Genomic DNA, 16908 nt, shown 5'->3' on the forward strand with positions numbered 1-16908 from the left:
CCAAAAAGTCAGACTTTTAGTTTTGAACACGTCAGACCAGCCATTGCGCTCGGATCGAGGACTTCTTGAAGATGAGCACGCAGACACCCGACCGCCTGGAGTGGACCGAACTGGACCGGCGTGCCGTCGACACCGCCCGCCTGCTGGCGGCCGATGCCGTGCAGCGGGTCGGGAACGGCCACCCGGGCACCGCGATGAGCCTGGCCCCGGCGGCGTACACGATCTTTCAGAAGGTGATGCGTCACGATCCGGCGGACCCGGAGTGGGCCGGTCGGGACCGCTTCGTGCTGTCCCCCGGCCACACCTCGCTGACGCTCTACACGCAGCTGTACCTCGCGGGCTACGAGCTGGAGCTCGACGACCTGAAGGCGTTCCGCACGCACGGTTCCAAGACGCCCGGCCATCCCGAGTACGGGCACACCGCGGGCGTGGAGACGACGACCGGCCCGCTGGGCCAGGGCGTCGCCAACGCGGTGGGCATGGCGATGGCCGCCCGCTACGAGCGCGGCCTGTTCGACCCGGACGCCCCCGAGGGCGACTCCCCCTTCGACCACACCGTCTGGGCGATCGTCTCCGACGGCGACCTCCAGGAGGGCGTCTCGGCCGAGGCGTCCTCGCTGGCCGGCCACCAGAAGCTCGGCAACCTGGTCCTCCTCTACGACGACAACCACATCTCCATCGAGGGCGACACCGCGACCGCGTTCTCCGAGGACGTGCTGAAGCGGTACGAGGCCTACGGCTGGCACGTGCAGCGGGTCGCACCCGCCGGGGACGGCGACGTCGACGTGCACGCCCTGTACGCGGCGCTGGAGGCCGCGCGCGCCGAGACCGGGCGGCCCTCGATCATCGCCCTGCGCACGGTCATCGCCTGGCCCGCGCCGAACGCGCGGAACACCGAGGCCGCGCACGGCTCCGCCCTCGGCGAGGACGAGGTCGCCGCCACCAAGCGCCTGCTCGGCTTCGACCCGCGGGAGCACTTCGCCGTGGCACCGGAGGTGCTGGCCCACACCCGCCGGGCCCTGGACCGGGGCGCCGAGGCGCACGCCGCCTGGGACAAGCGGATCGCCGCGTGGCGCGACGCCCGGCCGGAGCGCGCCGGGCTGTTCGACCGCGTCAGCAAGGGCGCGCTGCCCGACGGCTGGGAGGACGCCCTGCCGGTCTTCGAGCCCGGCAAGGCGGTCGCCACGCGCGCCGCGTCCGGCAAGGTGCTCCAGGCGCTCGGCGCGGTGATCCCCGAGCTGTGGGGCGGCTCCGCCGACCTGGCCGGCTCGAACAACACCACGATCGACAAGACGTCGTCGTTCCTCCCGGCGGACAACCCGCTGCCCGAGGCGAACCCGTACGGCCGCACGATCCACTTCGGCATCCGCGAGCACTCCATGGCCGCGGAGATGAACGGCATCGCGCTGCACGGCAACACCCGGATCTACGGCGGCACCTTCCTGGTGTTCTCCGACTACATGCGCAACGCCGTGCGCATGTCGGCCCTGATGCAGCTGCCGGTGACGTACGTGTGGACGCACGACTCCATCGGCCTCGGCGAGGACGGCCCGACCCACCAGCCGGTCGAGCACCTGGCCAGCCTGCGCGCCATCCCCGGCCTGAACGTGGTGCGCCCGGCCGACGCCAACGAGACCGCGATCGCCTGGGCGGAGATCCTCCGGCGCCACGCCACCGACCCGGCCCCGCACGGCCTCGCGCTCACCCGCCAGGGCGTCCCGACGTACGAGCCGGACCCCGACGCGGCACGCGGCGGCTACGTCCTGCGGGAGGCGTCCACGGGCACCCCCGAGGTGATCCTGATCGCCACCGGCTCGGAGGTGCAGCTCGCGGTGGCGGCGCGGGAGCGGCTGGAGGCCGAGGGGGTCGGCACCCGGGTGGTGTCGATGCCGTCGGTGGAGTGGTTCGAGGAGCAGCCGCGCGCGTACCGCGAGGGCGTCCTGCCGCCGTCGGTGCGGGCCCGTGTCGCGGTCGAGGCCGGCATCGGCCTCACCTGGCACAAGTACGTCGGGGACGCCGGCCGCATCGTCTCCCTGGAGCACTTCGGCGCCTCCGCCGACGCGCGGACCCTGTTCGCCGCGTACGGCTTCACCCCGGAGGACGTCGTCGCCGCCGCCAGGGAATCGCTGGCCGCCGCGCGTGGTTGAGCCGGCCGCGGAAAGAAGATGATCACTGTGACCGAAGCAGCCACGCGCACCGGAGCCCTCCGCCGGCCCGGCGGTGCGCGGCGTGACGGCGGACGAGGCCGTGCGCGTGATGACGACCGCGGACGTGCGCGCCGCCGCGGCCGTGCCGCGGCCCGTGCGCGAGGCGAGCGGCGGCCGGGACGGGCGGGTCCCTCCGGAGGCCGGCCCGCGGTGCGCCCACGACACCGCGGCCGGCGTCGCCGAGGCCCGGCGGCCGGCCTGGCCGGACGCCTGCCTGACCGGCCCGGAGCGGGCCCGGGCCGCGGGCCAGGACCCGGGCACCCCGCGCTCCGGGGCCTGCTTCCCCGTCTCCCGCGTCGGCACCGGGACCGGCGAGCGGCTGACGCTGCCGGGCACCCCGGGGCGCTCGACCCGAGGGACCGGGCGGCGCCGGCGAACGCGCGGCTCGCCCGCGAGGCACACGAGGCCCGCGAGGCCCGCGAGCAGGTCCTCGCCGGTGGCCGCCGGACCGCCCCGGCCGGGATCCGGCCGAACCGGCAGCGCCCCCTGCGGGCCTCCACCGGGGTGAAGGACCCGGCATACCGGGACACCCTGTATGTCGAGGCGCTGGTCGCCCCCGGCACGTCACCACCGTGCCGGAGGCCACGCCGCGGGCCACCGCCGGCCACGGCGCCGTCACCGGCGACACGGTCCACCGGCGGCTACGCGCGGGCCCGCGCCGGCCTCGCGGCCGTCGAGCGGCTCGGCATCTCCGGCGACGAGGTGGTGCGGCGGCCGGCGGAGGAGGGCGTGGCCACGTTCGGGGCGGCCCGGCAGGAGCTGCTGGACACCGTGACGAAGTCATCGAACAGCAAGGGAGTTGACGGGGAATGAGCCAGGAGCTTCCCGTGTCGGCGACACAGGAGACCAAGGGCACGAAAGAGGCCAAGGAGGCGCGGGCGGCCCGGGAGGCCGCGGGCGTGGAGGAGGCGGCGGTCGAGGCGGCGGGGACCCCCGCGGGCGGCGAGGCGTCCGGAGACGACCGGGAATCCGGGGCCGACGAGGAATCCGGGACCGACCGGGAATCCGGAGACGGACAGGGCTCCGGACACGGCCGGGGCGCCGGGACCGGCGGCGACGCCCAGGTGCCCGCCGCCGCATGGGCGAACCCGCTGCGCGACGCGCGCGACCGCCGGTTGCCGCGGATCGCCGGCCCGTCCGGGCTGGTCATCTTCGGCGTCACCGGCGACCTGTCCCGCAAGAAGCTGATGCCGGCCGTCTACGACCTGGCCAACCGCGGTCTGCTGCCGCCGGGCTTCTCCCTGGTCGGCTTCGCCCGCCGGGACTGGGAGAACCAGGACTTCGCGCAGGTCGTGCACGACGCCGTCCGCGAGCACGCCCGGACCCCGTTCCGCGAGGAGGTCTGGCAGCAGCTCGCCGAGGGCATGCGGTTCATCCCGGGCGACTTCGACGACGACATGGCGTTCAAGCAACTGCGCTCCGCGGTCGAGGAGTTGGACGCCTCCCGGGGCACCAGCGGCAACTACGCGTTCTACCTCTCGGTGCCGCCGAAGTTCTTCCCGAAGGTCGTCCGGCAGCTGAAGAAGCACGGGCTGGCGAACGCGCCGGAGGGGTCCTGGCGGCGGGCGGTCATCGAGAAGCCGTTCGGGCACGACCTGGACAGCGCCTGCGAGCTGAACGCGATCGTGCACGACGTGTTCGAACCCGACCAGGTCTTCCGCATCGACCACTACCTGGGCAAGGAGACGGTCCAGAACATCCTGGCGCTGCGCTTCGCCAACACGATGTTCGAGCCGATCTGGAACCGCTCGTACGTCGACCACGTGCAGATCACGATGGCCGAGGACATCGGCATCGGCGGCCGGGCCGGCTACTACGACGGCATCGGCGCCGCCCGGGACGTCATCCAGAACCACCTGCTGCAGCTGATGGCGCTCACCGCGATGGAGGAGCCCGCCTCCTTCGACGCGGCGTCGCTGCTCACCGAGAAGCTGAAGGTCTTCCGCGCGGTGCAGCTGCCCGAGGACCTGTCCCGGCACACCGTGCGCGGCCAGTACGCGGGGGCCTGGCAGGGCGGCGAGAAGGTGCGCGGCTACCTGGAGGAGGAGGGCATCGACCCGGCCTCCACCACCGACACCTACGCGGCGATCAAGCTGGGCATCGACAACCGCCGCTGGGCGGGCGTCCCGTTCTACCTGCGCACCGGCAAGCGGCTCGGCCGCCGGGTGACGGAGATCGCGGTGGTCTTCCAGCGCGCGCCGCACTCCCCCTTCGACTCGACGGCGACCGAGGAGCTGGGCTCCAACGCGATCGTCATCCGCGTCCAGCCCGACGAGGGCATCACGGTCCGGTTCGGCTCCAAGGTGCCGGGCACCTCCATGGAGATCCGGGACGTGACGATGGACTTCGCCTACGGCGAGTCCTTCACGGAGTCCAGCCCGGAGGCGTACGAGCGGCTCATCCTGGACGTGCTCCTCGGGGACGCCAACCTGTTCCCCCGTCACCAGGAAGTGGAAGAGTCCTGGAGGATCCTCGACCCGATCGAGGAGCACTGGGCGCACCACGGCAGGCCGGCCCAGTACACGGCGGGCAGCTGGGGCCCCGCGGAAGCCGACGAGATGCTCGCACGAGACGGACGGAGCTGGCGCAGGCCATGAAGATCGACCTGACCGACACCACGGCAAGCAAGATCAACAAGGCCCTCGTGCAGGGTCGCCGCGCCATCGGCACCCCCGCTGTGGGCATGGTCCTGACGATGGTGATCGTCACGGACGAGGAGAACGCCTACGACTCGATCAAGGCGGCCGAGGAGGCCTCGCACGAGCACCCCTCGCGCACCCTGGTCGTCATCAAGCGGCACGCCCGCACCCCGCGCGACCGCACCCGCTCCCACCTCGACGCCGAGGTCCGGGTGGGTTCCGAGGCGGGCACCGGCGAGACGGTCGTGCTGCGCCTGTACGGCGAGGTGTCCGACCACGCCGACTCGGTGGTGCTGCCGCTGCTGCTGCCGGACGCGCCGGTCGTCGTGTGGTGGCCGGTGGACGCGCCGGAGAACCCGGCCAAGGACCCGCTGGGCGCGCTCGCCCAGCGCCGGATCACCGACATGTACGCCGTGGAGCGCCCGTTGCGGGCCCTGGAGGCCCGGGTGCGGTCCTACGCGCCCGGGGACACCGACCTGGCCTGGACCCGGCTCACGCCGTGGCGCTCGATGCTGGCGGCGGCCCTGGACCAGGCCCGGCTGACGGTGACCTCGGCGGCCGTGGAGAGCGAGGCGGACAACCCCAGCGCCGAGCTGCTGGCCCGCTGGCTGGAGGCCCGGCTGAAGGTGCAGGTCGACCGGGTGGAGACCGCGGGACCCGTCGTCACGGGCGTGCGGCTCGGCACCGGGAAGGGCGAGATCGTCATCGACCGGCCCGAGGGCCCGCTGGCCACCCTGCACCTGCCGGGGCAGCCCTCGCGCACCCTGGCGCTGAAGGTCCGCACCACGTCCGAACTCATCGCCGAGGAGCTGCGGCGCCTCGACGCCGACGAGATGTACGCCGTCGCCCTGCGCGGCGAGAGCAGCGAGGAGACACCCGCACATGTCTGACGCCCCCGAGCTCACCCGGCGTCCCCAGTGGACGGCCCTGGAGGACCACCGGGCCGCGTGGCAGGCGCACCTGCGCGACCTGTTCGCCGCCGACCCGGGCCGCGCGCAGCGGTACGTCGTGCACGTCGGCGACCTGCGCGTGGACTACTCCAAGCACCTGGTCACCGACGAGACGCTGCAACTGCTGCGCGAACTGGCCGACGCCACCGACGTGTTCGGGCTGCGCGACGCGATGTTCCGCGGGGAGAGGATCAACGTCACCGAGCGGCGGGCCGTGCTGCACACCGCCCTGCGCGCGCCGCGCGACGCGGTGATCGAGGTCGACGGCGAGAACGTCGTGCCCCAGGTGCACGCGGTCCTCGACCAGATGACCGGCTTCGCCCGCAAGGTCCGCTCCGGCGAGTGGACCGGGCACACGGGCCGCCGCATCCGCAACGTCGTCAACATCGGCATCGGCGGCTCCGACCTGGGCCCGGCGATGGCGTACGAGGCGCTGCGGGCGTACACGGCACGGGAGTTGACCTTCCGGTTCGTGTCGAACGTGGACGGCGCGGACCTGCACGAGGCGGTCCGGGACCTGGACCCGGCCGAGACGCTGTTCATCGTCGCGTCCAAGACCTTCACCACCATCGAGACCATCACCAACGCGACCTCGGCGCGCTCCTGGCTGCTGGCGGGCCTCGGGGGCGACGAGAAGGCGGTCGCCCGGCACTTCGTCGCGCTGTCGACCAACGCGGAGAAGGTCACCGACTTCGGCATCGACCCGGACAACATGTTCGCGTTCTGGGACTGGGTCGGCGGCCGCTACTCCTACGACTCGGCGATCGGCCTGTCCCTGATGATCGCCATCGGCCCGGAGCGCTTCCTGGAGATGCTCGACGGGTTCCGGATCGTCGACGAGCACTTCGTCAACGCCCCCGCGGAGGCCAACGCCCCGCTGATCCTGGGCCTGCTCGGCGTCTGGTACGGCAACTTCCTGGGCGCCCAGTCGCACGCGGTGCTGCCGTACTCGCACTACCTGTCGAAGTTCACCGCCTACCTCCAGCAGCTCGACATGGAGTCCAACGGCAAGTCGGTGCAGCGCGACGGGCGGCCGGTGGACTGGCAGACCGGGCCGGTGGTGTGGGGCACGCCGGGCACCAACGGGCAGCACGCGTACTACCAGTTGATCCACCAGGGCACCAAGCTGATCCCGGCGGACTTCATCGGCTTCGCCCGGCCGGTCGACGAGCTGGGCGACGAGCTCAGGGCCCAGCACGACCTGCTGATGGCCAACTTCTTCGCGCAGACCCAGGCGCTGGCCTTCGGCAAGACGCCGGAGGAGGTGCGGGCCGAGGGCGTGCCGGAGGAGCAGGTGCCGCACCGCACCTTCCGGGGCAACCACCCGACCACGACCGTCCTGGCCACCGAGCTGACCCCGTCGGTGCTGGGCCAGCTCGTCGCCCTCTACGAGCACAAGGTGTTCGTGCAGGGCGCGGTCTGGAACATCGACTCCTTCGACCAGTGGGGCGTCGAACTCGGCAAGGTGCTCGCCAAGCGCGTCGAGCCCGCCCTCACCGAGGGCGCCGAGGTGCCGGACCTCGACCCCTCCACCGCCGCCCTCGTGGCCGCGTACCGCTCGCTCAAGAACGCCGACAACGCGCAGGGAGAAGTGAACTGACATGACAGCGATGCAGCTCGGCCTGATCGGTCTGGGGAAGATGGGCGGCAACATGCGCGAGCGGATCCGCCGCGCCGGCCACACCGTCATCGGCTACGACCGCAACCCCGACCTCTCGGACGTCGGCGGCCTGGCCGAACTCGTCGGCCGGCTCGACGCCCCCCGCACGGTCTGGGTGATGGTCCCGGCCGGCGCCGCCACCCAGTCCGTCATCGACGAGCTCGGCGAGCTGCTGGAGCCCGGCGACACCGTCGTCGACGGCGGCAACTCCCGCTGGAGCGACGACGAGAAGCACGCCGCCGAGCTCGGCGCCAAGGGCATCGGCTTCGTCGACGCCGGCGTCTCCGGCGGCGTGTGGGGCCTGAAGAACGGCTACGCCCTGATGGTCGGCGGCGACAAGGAGCACGTCGACCGGCTCCGGCCGATCTTCGACGCGCTGAAGCCGGAGGGACCGTACGGCTACGTCCACGCGGGCAGCGTGGGCGCCGGGCACTTCGCGAAGATGGTCCACAACGGCATCGAGTACGCCATGATGCAGGCCTACGCCGAGGGCTGGGAACTGCTGGAGGCCGTGGAGTCGGTGGAGAACGTCCGCGAGGTGTTCCGCTCCTGGCAGGAGGGCACCGTCATCCGCTCCTGGCTGCTGGACCTCGCGGTCAACGCCCTCGACGAGGACGAGCACCTGGACAAGCTGCGCGGCTACGCCGAGGACTCCGGCGAGGGCCGGTGGACGGTGGAGGCGGCCATCGACAACGCGGTGCCGCTGCCCGCGATCACCGCGTCGCTCTTCGCGCGGTTCGCCTCCCGCCAGGACGACTCGCCGCAGATGAAGATGATCGCGGCGCTGCGCAACCAGTTCGGCGGGCACGCCGTCGAGTCGGCGAAGAAGGCGTAGGGACCGTGGGGGATCTGCTGCTGGTCCGCCATGGCGAGACCGAGTGGAGCAGGTCGGGACAGCACACCGGCTTCACCGACCTGCCCCTCACCCCGGCCGGCGAGGCGCAGGCCAAGTCGCTCGCACCGCTGCTGGCGGGCCGTACCTACGCGCTCGTCGCCACCAGCCCGCTGCGCCGCGCGGTGCGGACCGCGGAACTGGCGGGCCTGACCGGGGCGGTGCGGGACCCGGACCTGCACGAGTGGGACTACGGCGGCTACGAGGGCGTCACCACCCGGGAGATCCACCGCACCCGGCCCGGCTGGGACCTGTGGACGGACGGCGTGGCGCCCGGCCCGGACGACCGTCAGGGAGAGTCGCCCGAGCAGGTCGGCGACCGGGCCGACCGGGTGCTGTCCCGGGTGGACGCGGCCCTGCAGTGCTACCCCGGGGACGTGCTGCTGGTGGCGCACGGGCACTTCCTGCGGGTGCTGACCGCCCGCCGGCTGGGCCTGCCGCCGGCCGACGGGCGCCTGTTCCAGCTGGCGACCGGCACGCTGGGCCGGCTGTCGACGGAGCACGGACGGCACGTGCTCGCGGAGTGGAACACCAGGCCCTGAAAGCGAGTTGACACCCCGGGCCCGCTGCGTCAGAGTCCCCTGCCGATGGAGATCGACGATCTGACACCGGCCGAGCAGCGGGTCTGGCGGGCCTTCCCGCGCGGGGAGGCCGTGGACTTCCGCACCGGGGACGAGGACGCGGCGGCCGGGGCGGACTGGGGGCCGGAGCGGGTACTGCGCGCCTCGGTGCTGAAGGCGTTACTGGTCAGCGCGCCCCGGCAGGACGGCGAGGTGGCCGCGCTGCGGGTCGCCGGGGCGCGGATCACCGGCCCGCTCGACCTTGCCCACGCGGTCGTCGACCCGCCGGTCCGCCTGAGCCACTGCTTCTTCACCGACCCGCCCGGCCTCTACGGCACCCAGCTGCGCAGGCTCAGCCTGCGCGGCTCGGTGCTGCCCGCCGTGGATCTGGGCGGGGCCCGGGTCGACGGCTCGGTGGTGCTGCGCGAGTGCCGGGTGCGCGGCCGGGTCCAGCTCAGCGGCGCCCACATATCCGGCGGGCTGTTCCTGGAACGCGCCGAACTCACCGCCCAGGACGACTCCGAGCCCGTCCTCAAGCTGCAACGGGCCGTCGTCGAGGACGACCTGTCGGCGCCGCAGCTGCGGGCCCGCGGCGAGGTGCGCCTCAACGGGGTCGTCGTCAGCGGCTCGGTGAACCTCACCGGGGCCCGCCTGACCCGCCCCGGCCAGGTGGCCCTGGACGCCCAGACGCTCGACGTGACGGGCGACGTCCTGCTGCGCAACGCCCAGGTCGACGGCTGGGTCGGCCTGCGCGGCGCGCGGGTCGCCGGCCGCCTGGACCTGTCGTACGCGCGCCTGTCGAACCCCGGGGACGCGGTGCTGCGGGCCCCCGGCGCGGTCCTCGGGCAGCTGTGGCTGCGCAGGAGCGCGCCCCCGGACGGCACGCTGAACCTGCGCCGCGCGCAGGTCGAGCACCTCTTCCTCGAACCGGAGGCGGTGCCGGACCGGGTACTGCTGGACGGTCTCGTCTACACCTCCCTCACCCCGCGCGAGCCCGCCGCGCGCCGCCTGCCCCTGCTGGAGCGCGACGGCGACGGCTACGTCCCGCACGCCTACGAGCAGTTGTCGGCGGCGTACCGCCGCATCGGCGACGACCAGGCCGCCCGTCTGGTGCAGCTCGCCAAGCAGCGCCGCCACCGCGCCACCCTGGCCTGGTACGGCCGCCTGTGGGGGCACGTGCAGGACGCCACCGTCGGCTACGGCTTCCGTCCGCTGCGCGCGGCGGGCTGGCTGCTGTCGCTGCTCGCGGTCGGTTCCGTCGTCTTCGCGGCGCACCACCCGCGCGCGCTGAAGCCGTCCGAGGCGCCGGACTTCGACCCGGTCTTCTACACGCTGGACCTGCTGCTGCCGGTGATCTCCTTCGGCCAGGAGCCCGCGTTCGCGCCGGAGGGCGGCTACCAGACGCTGGCGTACGTCCTCGTCCTGGCCGGGTGGGTCCTGGTCACGACCGTCGCCGCGGGCGTGTCCCGGACCATCAGCCGCCAGTAGGCCGCGCCACCGCGTGCTGGGCCGCCAGCCGCACGGCGGCGTTCGGGGCGCCGTAGCCGCGGTAGCCGCCGTCGCGCTGGCAGAGCTCGAAGAAGACGCGGCCGACGGTGCGGGTGTAGCAGTGCCGGAAGACGCCGTGCGCGTCGCGGTCGTAGAGGATGCCGAGGTCGCGGTAGGCGGCCAGCTCCTCCTCGCCGAGGTCGTGGCGGGCCGCGAGGTCGTCGTAGTAGTTGGCCGGGATGGGCAGCAGCCGGCCGCCGGCCGCGCGGAACCGGCGGGCCGCGGCGACCACGTCGTCGGTGGCCAGCGCGATGTGCTGGGCGTGCACGGTGTCGTCGGCGGGGGCCGCGCCGACGCTGAGGACGATGCGGACGCTGCCGTCGTCGTCGGTGACGGCCCGGCTGCGCTGCAGGCCGTAGGGGTCGGCGACGTCGACGCTCTCCTGGGCGCGCAGCCCGAGGACGCTGCGGTGGAAGAGGGCGGCCTCGTCGAAGTGGTGCCAGGGCTGGGTCAGCGCGAGGTGGTCGATGCGCCGGACCCCGCCGGGGCGCGGCGCCCGCCCGGTGTCCTCGAAGTCGGCCCGCCAGTCGGGGAGTCCGGGCCGGCCCGTGGCGCAGAAGAACAGTTCCGTGCCGTCGGGGGCGGCGACCGCCTCCAGCGGGACGTCGCCCGGGGCGCGGCGGCGCGGCAGGACGGGGGCCAGCAGCGCCTCGGCGCGGCGGGCGGCGCCCGCGGGGTCGGGCGACTCCAGGCCCACGGCGGCCAGTCCGGTGCCGTCCCGGCGGACGGCCGGCCCGGTGTTGACGAGGATCCTGGCCTCGCCCTGCTGCCACAGGTCGACGGGCTTGCCGCGGTGGCGCGCGGTGCGGGTGAAGCCGAGGGCGCCGAGCAGCGCGGTGAGGGGTTCGGCGTCGGGCGTGACCAGTTCGGCGAAGGCGACGCCGGTGGGGACGACGGGGGCGGGCGGCCCGGCCGCGCCCAGCGCCTCCTGGAGCACCAGCAGGGAGCGCCGGGCGTCCACGGCGGTCGGGCCGGCCTCGGCCTGCCGGAAGACGTCGTTGAAGACCTCCAGCGAGAGCGGGCCGTCGTAGCCGGTGGCCAGGACCCGGCGCACCAGTCCGGTGACGTCGAAGCCGCCCTGGCCGGGGAAGCAGCGGTAGTGGCGGCTCCACTGGAGCACGTCCATCGCGAGCAGCGGCGCGTCGGCCAGCTGGAGGAAGAAGATCTTCTCGCCGGGGATGTCCTCGACGCCCCGGGGGTCGCTGCCCCGGGACAGGATGTGGAAGCTGTCCAGGCAGGTGCCGAGCGCCGGGTGGCCGGCCGCCTCGACGATGCGCCAGGCGTGGTCGTAGGTGCTGACGTGCCGGCCCCAGGCGAGCGCCTCGTAGGCGACCCGGATCCCGTGCTCCCGGGCCAGGTCGGCGAGCCGGCTCAGCTGCTCGGCGGCGAGGGCGTCGTCGTCGACGGCGGACGGGGAGACGCTGGAGCAGACCAGGACGGTATCGGCGCCGAGCCGCCTCATCAGCTCGAACTTGTGCCGGGCGCGGCGCAGGTTGCGGGCGAACTCCTCGGCGGGCACCGCCTCGATGTCCCGCATCGGCTGGTAGAGGTCGATGCCCAGTCCCAGGTCGGCGCAGCGGGCGCGGATCTCCTCGGGGGCGAGGGGGCTGGCCAGCAGGTCGTTCTCGAAGATCTCCACGCCGTCGAAGCCGGCCCGCGCGGCGGCCGTGAGCTTCTCGGTGAGGGATCCGCTCAGGGAGACGGTGGCGATGGACGTGCGCATGATGACCTCGGTCCTTCCGTGCGGGGCGGCTTCAGCGGGGTGCCGTGACGGCCCCGGCCAGTTCGGTGATGTCCGCGAGCATCCGCGCGCCGTCGGGTTCCCGGCCGGTGAACAGGCGGAACGCGTCCACCGCCTGGAAGGCGGCCATGCCGCCGCCGTCGAGGACGGCGCAGCCCCGGGCGCGGGCGGTGCGCAGCAGCTCGGTCTCCAGCGGGCGGTAGACGACCTCGGCGACCCACAGCCCGGGGTGGAGCAGCTCGGCCGGCAGGGGCAGGCCGGGGTGGGCGGCCATGCCGGTGGGGGTGGCGTGGACGATGCCGTCGGCGCCGGCGAGCAGCTCCGCCAGGCGGTCCGGGGCCGCGGCGGCGGCCCGGCCCGCGCCGAAGGCGCGGTTCAGGGCCGCGGCGAGGCCGGCCGCCCGGTCGGGCAGCGCGTCCACCACGGTGACCCGCTCGGCGCCCAGGGTGAGCGTGGCGTGCGCGACGGCCGCGCCCGCCCCGCCGGCGCCCAGTTGCACGACCCGCTCCAGGGGCGCGTCGGGCAGGCCGCGCGCGAAGGAGGCGGCGAACCCGGTGACGTCGGTGTTGTGGCCGACGGCGCGGCCGTCCTCGAAGACGACGGTGTTGACCGCGCCCAGCGCCTCGGCCTGCGGGGCGAGCGCGTCCAGGTGGCCGGTGACGAGCTGCTTGCAGGGGTGCGTGATGTTCAGGCCGTCGTAGCCCAGGTCGCGGGCGGCGCGCACCAGGTCGCCGACCGCCTCGGGCGGGACGCCGAGGGTGTCGATGTCGATGAGCCGGTACAGGTACCGCAGGCCCTGGCGGTCGGCCTCCCTCTCGTGCAGGGCCGGACTGAGCGACGGGCCGATGCCGGACCCGATGAGTCCGACGAGATACGAGTCCTTGGTCACCGGGTGCCTCCTGAGCGGCTCCGTAATGTACGAACTAGTACGTTAGCTATATCAGGAGGACCGGTCGCGCGGGAAGACCTGCGGGGAGCCCCGGTCCGGGCGCGGGGACTGCTTCTAGAATCACCGGCACAGGCCGCCCGTCGCCCGAAGGAACCCCATGACCCGCGTGGAAGAACCGGCACGACCCGGCGAGCGCATCCGCGACGCCGCCCGCACCCGGGCCGAGATCCTCGACGTGGCCACGCAGGAGTTCGCCCGGGCCGGCTACGACGGGGCCCGCGTGGACGAGATCGCCGCCCGCACCCGCACCACCAAGCGAATGATCTACTACTACTTCGGCGGCAAGGAACAGCTGTTCACGGCCGTGCTGGAGCGGGCGTACGGCGTCATCCGCGAGGCGGAGCAGCAGCTCGACGTCGAGCACCTCGACCCGGTGGCGGCCATCCGGCGCCTGGCGGAGCTGACCTTCGACCACCACGAGCAGCACCCCGACTTCATCCGCCTGGTGAGCATCGAGAACATCCACGGCGCGGAGCACATCGCCGCCTCCGAGGAGCTGGGCAGGATCGGCTCGCCCGCGCTGGACGTGATCCGCCGCATCCTGGCGCAGGGCCGGGAGTCGGGCCTGTTCACGGCCGACGTCGACGCCGTCGACCTGCACGCGATGATCTCGTCCTTCTGCTTCTTCCGGGTCGCCAACCGGCACACCTTCGGCGCGCTGTTCGGCCGCGACCTGGTGGACCCGGCCCAGCGCGCGCACTACCGCGCCATGCTGGGCGACATGGTGATCGCCTACCTGACGGCCGAGCGCGCGGCCGGCTGAACGGCGGGACCGGACGGGCGGCGGACCGGCCCGCGGACCGATTCCGTAACACCCCCTTGACACCGGCGGCACACGGGCGCAGCATCCCTGGCAACCCCTAGTAACTACCCAGTGGGTTAATTAGCCGCGATCCGGCCTTCTCCCCCGTGCCCTCTTGCCCTTCGCTCGTGCACTCCGCCTACGTCGGAGTCCCCCAAAGGAGCCGCCGTGTCCGTCCCCAGCACGCCCGCCAGCGCCCCTGCCCCACCCGGGCAGCCCAGGAAAGCCGCGACCGCCGCCTGGATCGGCAGCGCCCTGGAGTACTACGACTTCTCGAAGCACCGTTCGGGCAGGCTTCTGCCACCTTGCGCTTTGAAGTCGTTTAGCTTCTCTAGCTGGGTGGATGACTCGAATCGGTAGTCATCTGTGCTCATGTGTAGGCATGTGTGCGCGTGATCGTTTCCCACTCGTTTCCCAGTGGCAGACTGGTCCTGCAAGGCGACGCACAAAAGCGCCGGACCCGACTCCCTGGGGACGCCCTCGAAGGCGATGGACGGGAGTCGGGCCCGGCTTCTATTTTCAACGAGTGCCCCCTGCATCGAACACGGGGATTAGTTCACTCGTTCGAGTGGATACCCTGATGGGGTTGCCGGGTACCCACCGGGGCCGTCCATGCGCCGCCGGGGTACGCGACAGGTGGACAGCCCATCGGTACCTACGGAGACCTGAACCCCGCGGTACCGAAACCTTCACTCTTCAGGTGACAACAGCGCTCGCCCGTAGCTGGATATATCCAGCTACGGGGCAGGGCCCTAGCTTCGGACCTCACGTCATGATCGACGGCAGGGGTCTCGATGTCGGAAGCAGCGCGCTACAGGCGCATCGCTGCCGACATCCGTCGCCGCATCGCCGCCGGCGAGTGGCGGCCCGGCGAACCGCTGCCATCTCGCGCCGAGCTAGCTGCCGAACTCGGCGTGCACCCACAAACTGTTCGTCTCGCCTACGTCTTGCTACGTCGCACCGGCATCCTCGAAGGAGAAGAACGGCGGGCGGTCTATGTGGCGCATCCTCCTGCTATGCGCACCCTTACGGACCCAGACGCCGACTGGCCGCACGCGAGCGAGACCACCGACACTAACCCGCGGCCTGCGACCGAGGAGCTGGCCGCTCGGCTTGGCGTGCGCACCGGGGCGCTCCTTCATCACGAGACAGTGGAGTGCCTGGACCCGGGTGGCAGGTCGGCGATGTTGGTGTCGTCCTGGTGGCGCGGCCGGCGCCTGCCGCACGTGTCGTACATCGCCGAGGTGGGGTGTGTGGAACTGTCGGCGGAGCAGGCTCATGCACTGGGCCTGCTGGTGGACACGGTGGCGTTCCGTGTGGTTCGTACTCGCTTCGACCGCCAAGGTCGCCCCCTGGAGACTGCCGATCTGGTGTTGCCGATGGATCGTTGGCTGATCCGCCTGCCATCTGCCCGGTAGGTATGCACCGTCCTTCAAGTTGCTACTGACTCTGAAGTAAAGCTCACTTCTGTTGAAACTGGAAGCGTGTCCACTGCATATTCATTGACGTTCTGTTCTTGAATGACATGTTTCCGTGACCAGCCGTTAAAGCTTTGGCTAGCGCTTTCCTGTCAGGCAACGATGAGCCCCATTCATTGCCTGTGAGGCACTGCCGTCACACCTTCCGCACCCGGACCGGCTGCCGTCGGTGGCAGTGGTGCGCGCACCGCAGCAGCGGCACCGCGGGACTGGACCCGTACTGCAAGACCACGTTGCCGTGACAGTGCCTGCACTGCCCCAACTGGCAGGCGCCGGCAACGCCTCCCTTCTCCGCCTCCTCCGTCTTGGGGTTCACAGGACGCTCCTCAGGCCGGCCGGGGCTTGGGCGGGGCACACGTACACCGGCCCTATGGCACCCCCGGACGGCGACAGCCGCTCCCCAATGCGTAGCGGCTCGTGATCCTGGCTGCCACAGACGCAAGGCATCGTGTCCTGCGATGCGCCCTGGTGCTCGGGCGGGGAATCCGTAGGCTCGTCCACGTCGACGGCTCCTTCGTCGGCCATGCCCCCGGGCCGCGGGCCAGCGGTCGCGGGGGTCCTGCGTGCAATTTCACGGTACCGCTACCCACTGCTCTATACCGCTATATGGCGCAGCATGCCGCTACCTGAGGACGCGCGCCGCGGTGCGTCTCTCTACGGTCCACTCATGGGTGACGATCAGAGACCAGTGGACCCATCGCGGCCCGTGTACGTGTGGCGGCAGGTCGCCGACCACATCGCCGGTCGGATCGCGTCCGGGGAGCTGCAGCCTGGCGCCCGGCTGGAGGGTGAGCGAGAGCTGGCGGAGTCCCTCGGTGTCGCCGTCGGCACGGTACGGCGCGCGGTCGAGGATCTACGGGAGCGCGGCCTCGTCGTCACGCTGCCGGCGAAGGGCACGTACATCACGGAGCGGGCGGATTCCTAGGCCGGTGTCAGACCCCGACCCTAGACTGATCGTCATGCCCACCACTCCCCCGGCTGAGGGTGCCGCGCGGTCTGCTGCCGAGCTGAATGCGGCGATCCGTGCTTTGTGGATGGGGCCGGGCGGGCATCCGACGCTGCGGCTCACCGACGATCAGCGGGCCGAGTACCGGCGGCTGCTGGATGAGCTGCAGCGAGTCGAGAGTGGGGACGTCACCACCGCGGCGTAGGCTGACACGCGAGCGCCCCGGCCACTGATCCTGGCCGGGGCGCTCCTGCGTGCGCTGGCTACTGAAGGTCGCCGCCGTGTTCGCGGTCCTTCGCGGCGGCTTCCTCCCACGTCATGGCGGACTGGTGGTAGGCGGCCTGCGGGTTTCCGGCGAGTACCTTGTCCAGCTCGCGGCGGGTCTGCTCGCGGGCCCTCTCCGCCGCCTCCTCGGCCCGCCACTCGATGAGCTCGTCTGGAGTGGCGTCGACGACGATGAACGTGTCGGTGATGCTGGAGAAGACGGCGAGCTTCCCGTCCGGCTGTCTGATGATCTGCTGCCCCATGGTCGATGC

At 72.5% G+C, this 16908-nt stretch carries 14 protein-coding genes and 1 pseudogene; 12 read left to right on the forward strand and 3 right to left on the reverse strand.

Translation table 11 applies throughout. The annotated features are described in order from the left end of the window. The first annotated feature begins 71 nt into the window (after positions 1–71). From tkt to ACIF8T_RS21235, 8 genes and pseudogenes are all read left to right on the forward strand, one after another. Entirely contained in the window at positions 72–2147 is a 2076-nt protein-coding gene (gene tkt / locus ACIF8T_RS21200) for a transketolase (RefSeq protein WP_400037220.1), read from the forward strand. Between the two features lie 52 nt (positions 2148–2199). After that, a pseudogene (locus ACIF8T_RS21205) lies at positions 2200–3020 on the forward strand (transaldolase family protein); the annotation flags it as partial. After that, on the forward strand, positions 3017–4804 hold the full coding sequence (gene zwf, locus ACIF8T_RS21210) for a glucose-6-phosphate dehydrogenase (protein ID WP_400037222.1): 1788 nt from the start codon (positions 3017–3019) through the stop codon (positions 4802–4804). The pseudogene ACIF8T_RS21205 and the gene zwf, both read left to right, overlap by 4 nt. Continuing rightward, a complete protein-coding gene (gene opcA, locus ACIF8T_RS21215; protein WP_400037224.1) occupies positions 4801–5736 on the forward strand; it encodes a glucose-6-phosphate dehydrogenase assembly protein OpcA in 936 nt (311 codons plus the stop codon). Before zwf ends, opcA begins: the two co-directional genes overlap by 4 nt. Beyond that, a complete protein-coding gene (pgi, locus tag ACIF8T_RS21220; protein WP_400037226.1) occupies positions 5729–7396 on the forward strand; it encodes a glucose-6-phosphate isomerase in 1668 nt (555 codons plus the stop codon). Before opcA ends, pgi begins: the two co-directional genes overlap by 8 nt. Before the next feature lie 10 nt (positions 7397–7406). After that, complete coding sequence (gnd, locus tag ACIF8T_RS21225; protein WP_400037593.1) at positions 7407–8291, forward strand: phosphogluconate dehydrogenase (NAD(+)-dependent, decarboxylating); 885 nt, start codon at positions 7407–7409, stop codon at positions 8289–8291. A gap of 5 nt (positions 8292–8296) precedes the next feature. After that, positions 8297–8890 (forward strand): histidine phosphatase family protein, encoded by a 594-nt coding sequence (locus ACIF8T_RS21230; RefSeq protein ID WP_400037228.1) that lies wholly within the window; start codon positions 8297–8299, stop codon positions 8888–8890. Positions 8891–8935: 45 nt separating this feature from the next. Next, positions 8936–10396 (forward strand): membrane-associated oxidoreductase, encoded by a 1461-nt coding sequence (locus tag ACIF8T_RS21235; RefSeq protein ID WP_400037230.1) that lies wholly within the window; start codon positions 8936–8938, stop codon positions 10394–10396. On the opposite strand, the gene ACIF8T_RS21240 is transcribed toward ACIF8T_RS21235, so the two are convergent. Both ACIF8T_RS21240 and ACIF8T_RS21245 read right to left on the reverse strand, forming a co-directional pair. Beyond that, positions 10383–12179, reverse strand: coding sequence for a bifunctional sugar phosphate isomerase/epimerase/4-hydroxyphenylpyruvate dioxygenase family protein (locus ACIF8T_RS21240; protein ID WP_400037232.1), 1797 nt, complete (start codon positions 12177–12179; stop codon positions 10383–10385). The two genes, ACIF8T_RS21235 and ACIF8T_RS21240, sit on opposite strands and share 14 nt — an antisense overlap. Before the next feature lie 31 nt (positions 12180–12210). Further along, on the reverse strand, positions 12211–13086 hold the full coding sequence (locus ACIF8T_RS21245) for a shikimate dehydrogenase (protein WP_400037234.1): 876 nt from the start codon (positions 13084–13086) through the stop codon (positions 12211–12213). A gap of 157 nt (positions 13087–13243) precedes the next feature. Between ACIF8T_RS21245 and ACIF8T_RS21250 the strand changes: the two genes are divergently transcribed. The 4 genes from ACIF8T_RS21250 to ACIF8T_RS21265 all read left to right on the forward strand — a co-directional run bounded on the left by ACIF8T_RS21250 (position 13244) and on the right by ACIF8T_RS21265 (position 16577). Further along, positions 13244–13909, forward strand: coding sequence for a TetR/AcrR family transcriptional regulator (locus ACIF8T_RS21250; protein WP_400037236.1), 666 nt, complete (start codon positions 13244–13246; stop codon positions 13907–13909). A gap of 833 nt (positions 13910–14742) precedes the next feature. Then, the gene (locus tag ACIF8T_RS21255; RefSeq protein WP_400037238.1) at positions 14743–15366 is read left to right on the forward strand and encodes a GntR family transcriptional regulator; all 624 of its coding nucleotides are present in this window, start codon (positions 14743–14745) and stop codon (positions 15364–15366) included. Between the two features lie 727 nt (positions 15367–16093). Further along, positions 16094–16351: a GntR family transcriptional regulator gene (locus ACIF8T_RS21260; RefSeq protein WP_400037240.1), complete on the forward strand. Its 258-nt coding sequence runs from the start codon at positions 16094–16096 to the stop codon at positions 16349–16351. 34 nt (positions 16352–16385) lie between these two features. After that, positions 16386–16577, forward strand: a complete 192-nt coding sequence (locus ACIF8T_RS21265; protein ID WP_400037242.1) for a hypothetical protein — start codon at positions 16386–16388, stop codon at positions 16575–16577. A gap of 58 nt (positions 16578–16635) precedes the next feature. Here ACIF8T_RS21265 and ACIF8T_RS21270 read toward each other — a convergent pair whose 3' ends face one another. Next, a complete protein-coding gene (locus ACIF8T_RS21270) occupies positions 16636–16899 on the reverse strand; it encodes a hypothetical protein (RefSeq protein WP_400037244.1) in 264 nt (87 codons plus the stop codon). Positions 16900–16908 lie beyond the last annotated feature (9 nt).

It is taken from the genome of Streptomyces sp. NPDC085946 (assembly GCF_044540485.1).
Lineage (GTDB): Bacteria > Actinomycetota > Actinomycetes > Streptomycetales > Streptomycetaceae > Streptomyces.

What these genes read in the sequence shown, in the direction of transcription:
- ACIF8T_RS21265 (WP_400037242.1), top strand. Translation starts at nt 16,386, where the DNA reads ATGCCCACCACTCCCCCGGCTGAGGGTGCCGCGCGGTCTGCTGCCGAG.
- opcA (WP_400037224.1), top strand. Translation starts at nt 4,801, where the DNA reads ATGAAGATCGACCTGACCGACACCACGGCAAGCAAGATCAACAAGGCC.
- ACIF8T_RS21260 (WP_400037240.1), top strand. Translation starts at nt 16,094, where the DNA reads ATGGGTGACGATCAGAGACCAGTGGACCCATCGCGGCCCGTGTACGTG.
- ACIF8T_RS21250 (WP_400037236.1), top strand. Translation starts at nt 13,244, where the DNA reads ATGACCCGCGTGGAAGAACCGGCACGACCCGGCGAGCGCATCCGCGAC.
- pgi (WP_400037226.1), top strand. Translation starts at nt 5,729, where the DNA reads ATGTCTGACGCCCCCGAGCTCACCCGGCGTCCCCAGTGGACGGCCCTG.
- ACIF8T_RS21270 (WP_400037244.1), bottom strand. Translation starts at nt 16,899, where the DNA reads ATGGGGCAGCAGATCATCAGACAGCCGGACGGGAAGCTCGCCGTCTTC.
- gnd (WP_400037593.1), top strand. Translation starts at nt 7,407, where the DNA reads ATGCAGCTCGGCCTGATCGGTCTGGGGAAGATGGGCGGCAACATGCGC.
- ACIF8T_RS21255 (WP_400037238.1), top strand. Translation starts at nt 14,743, where the DNA reads ATGTCGGAAGCAGCGCGCTACAGGCGCATCGCTGCCGACATCCGTCGC.
- ACIF8T_RS21235 (WP_400037230.1), top strand. Translation starts at nt 8,936, where the DNA reads ATGGAGATCGACGATCTGACACCGGCCGAGCAGCGGGTCTGGCGGGCC.
- tkt (WP_400037220.1), top strand. Translation starts at nt 72, where the DNA reads ATGAGCACGCAGACACCCGACCGCCTGGAGTGGACCGAACTGGACCGG.
- zwf (WP_400037222.1), top strand. Translation starts at nt 3,017, where the DNA reads ATGAGCCAGGAGCTTCCCGTGTCGGCGACACAGGAGACCAAGGGCACG.
- ACIF8T_RS21240 (WP_400037232.1), bottom strand. Translation starts at nt 12,179, where the DNA reads ATGCGCACGTCCATCGCCACCGTCTCCCTGAGCGGATCCCTCACCGAG.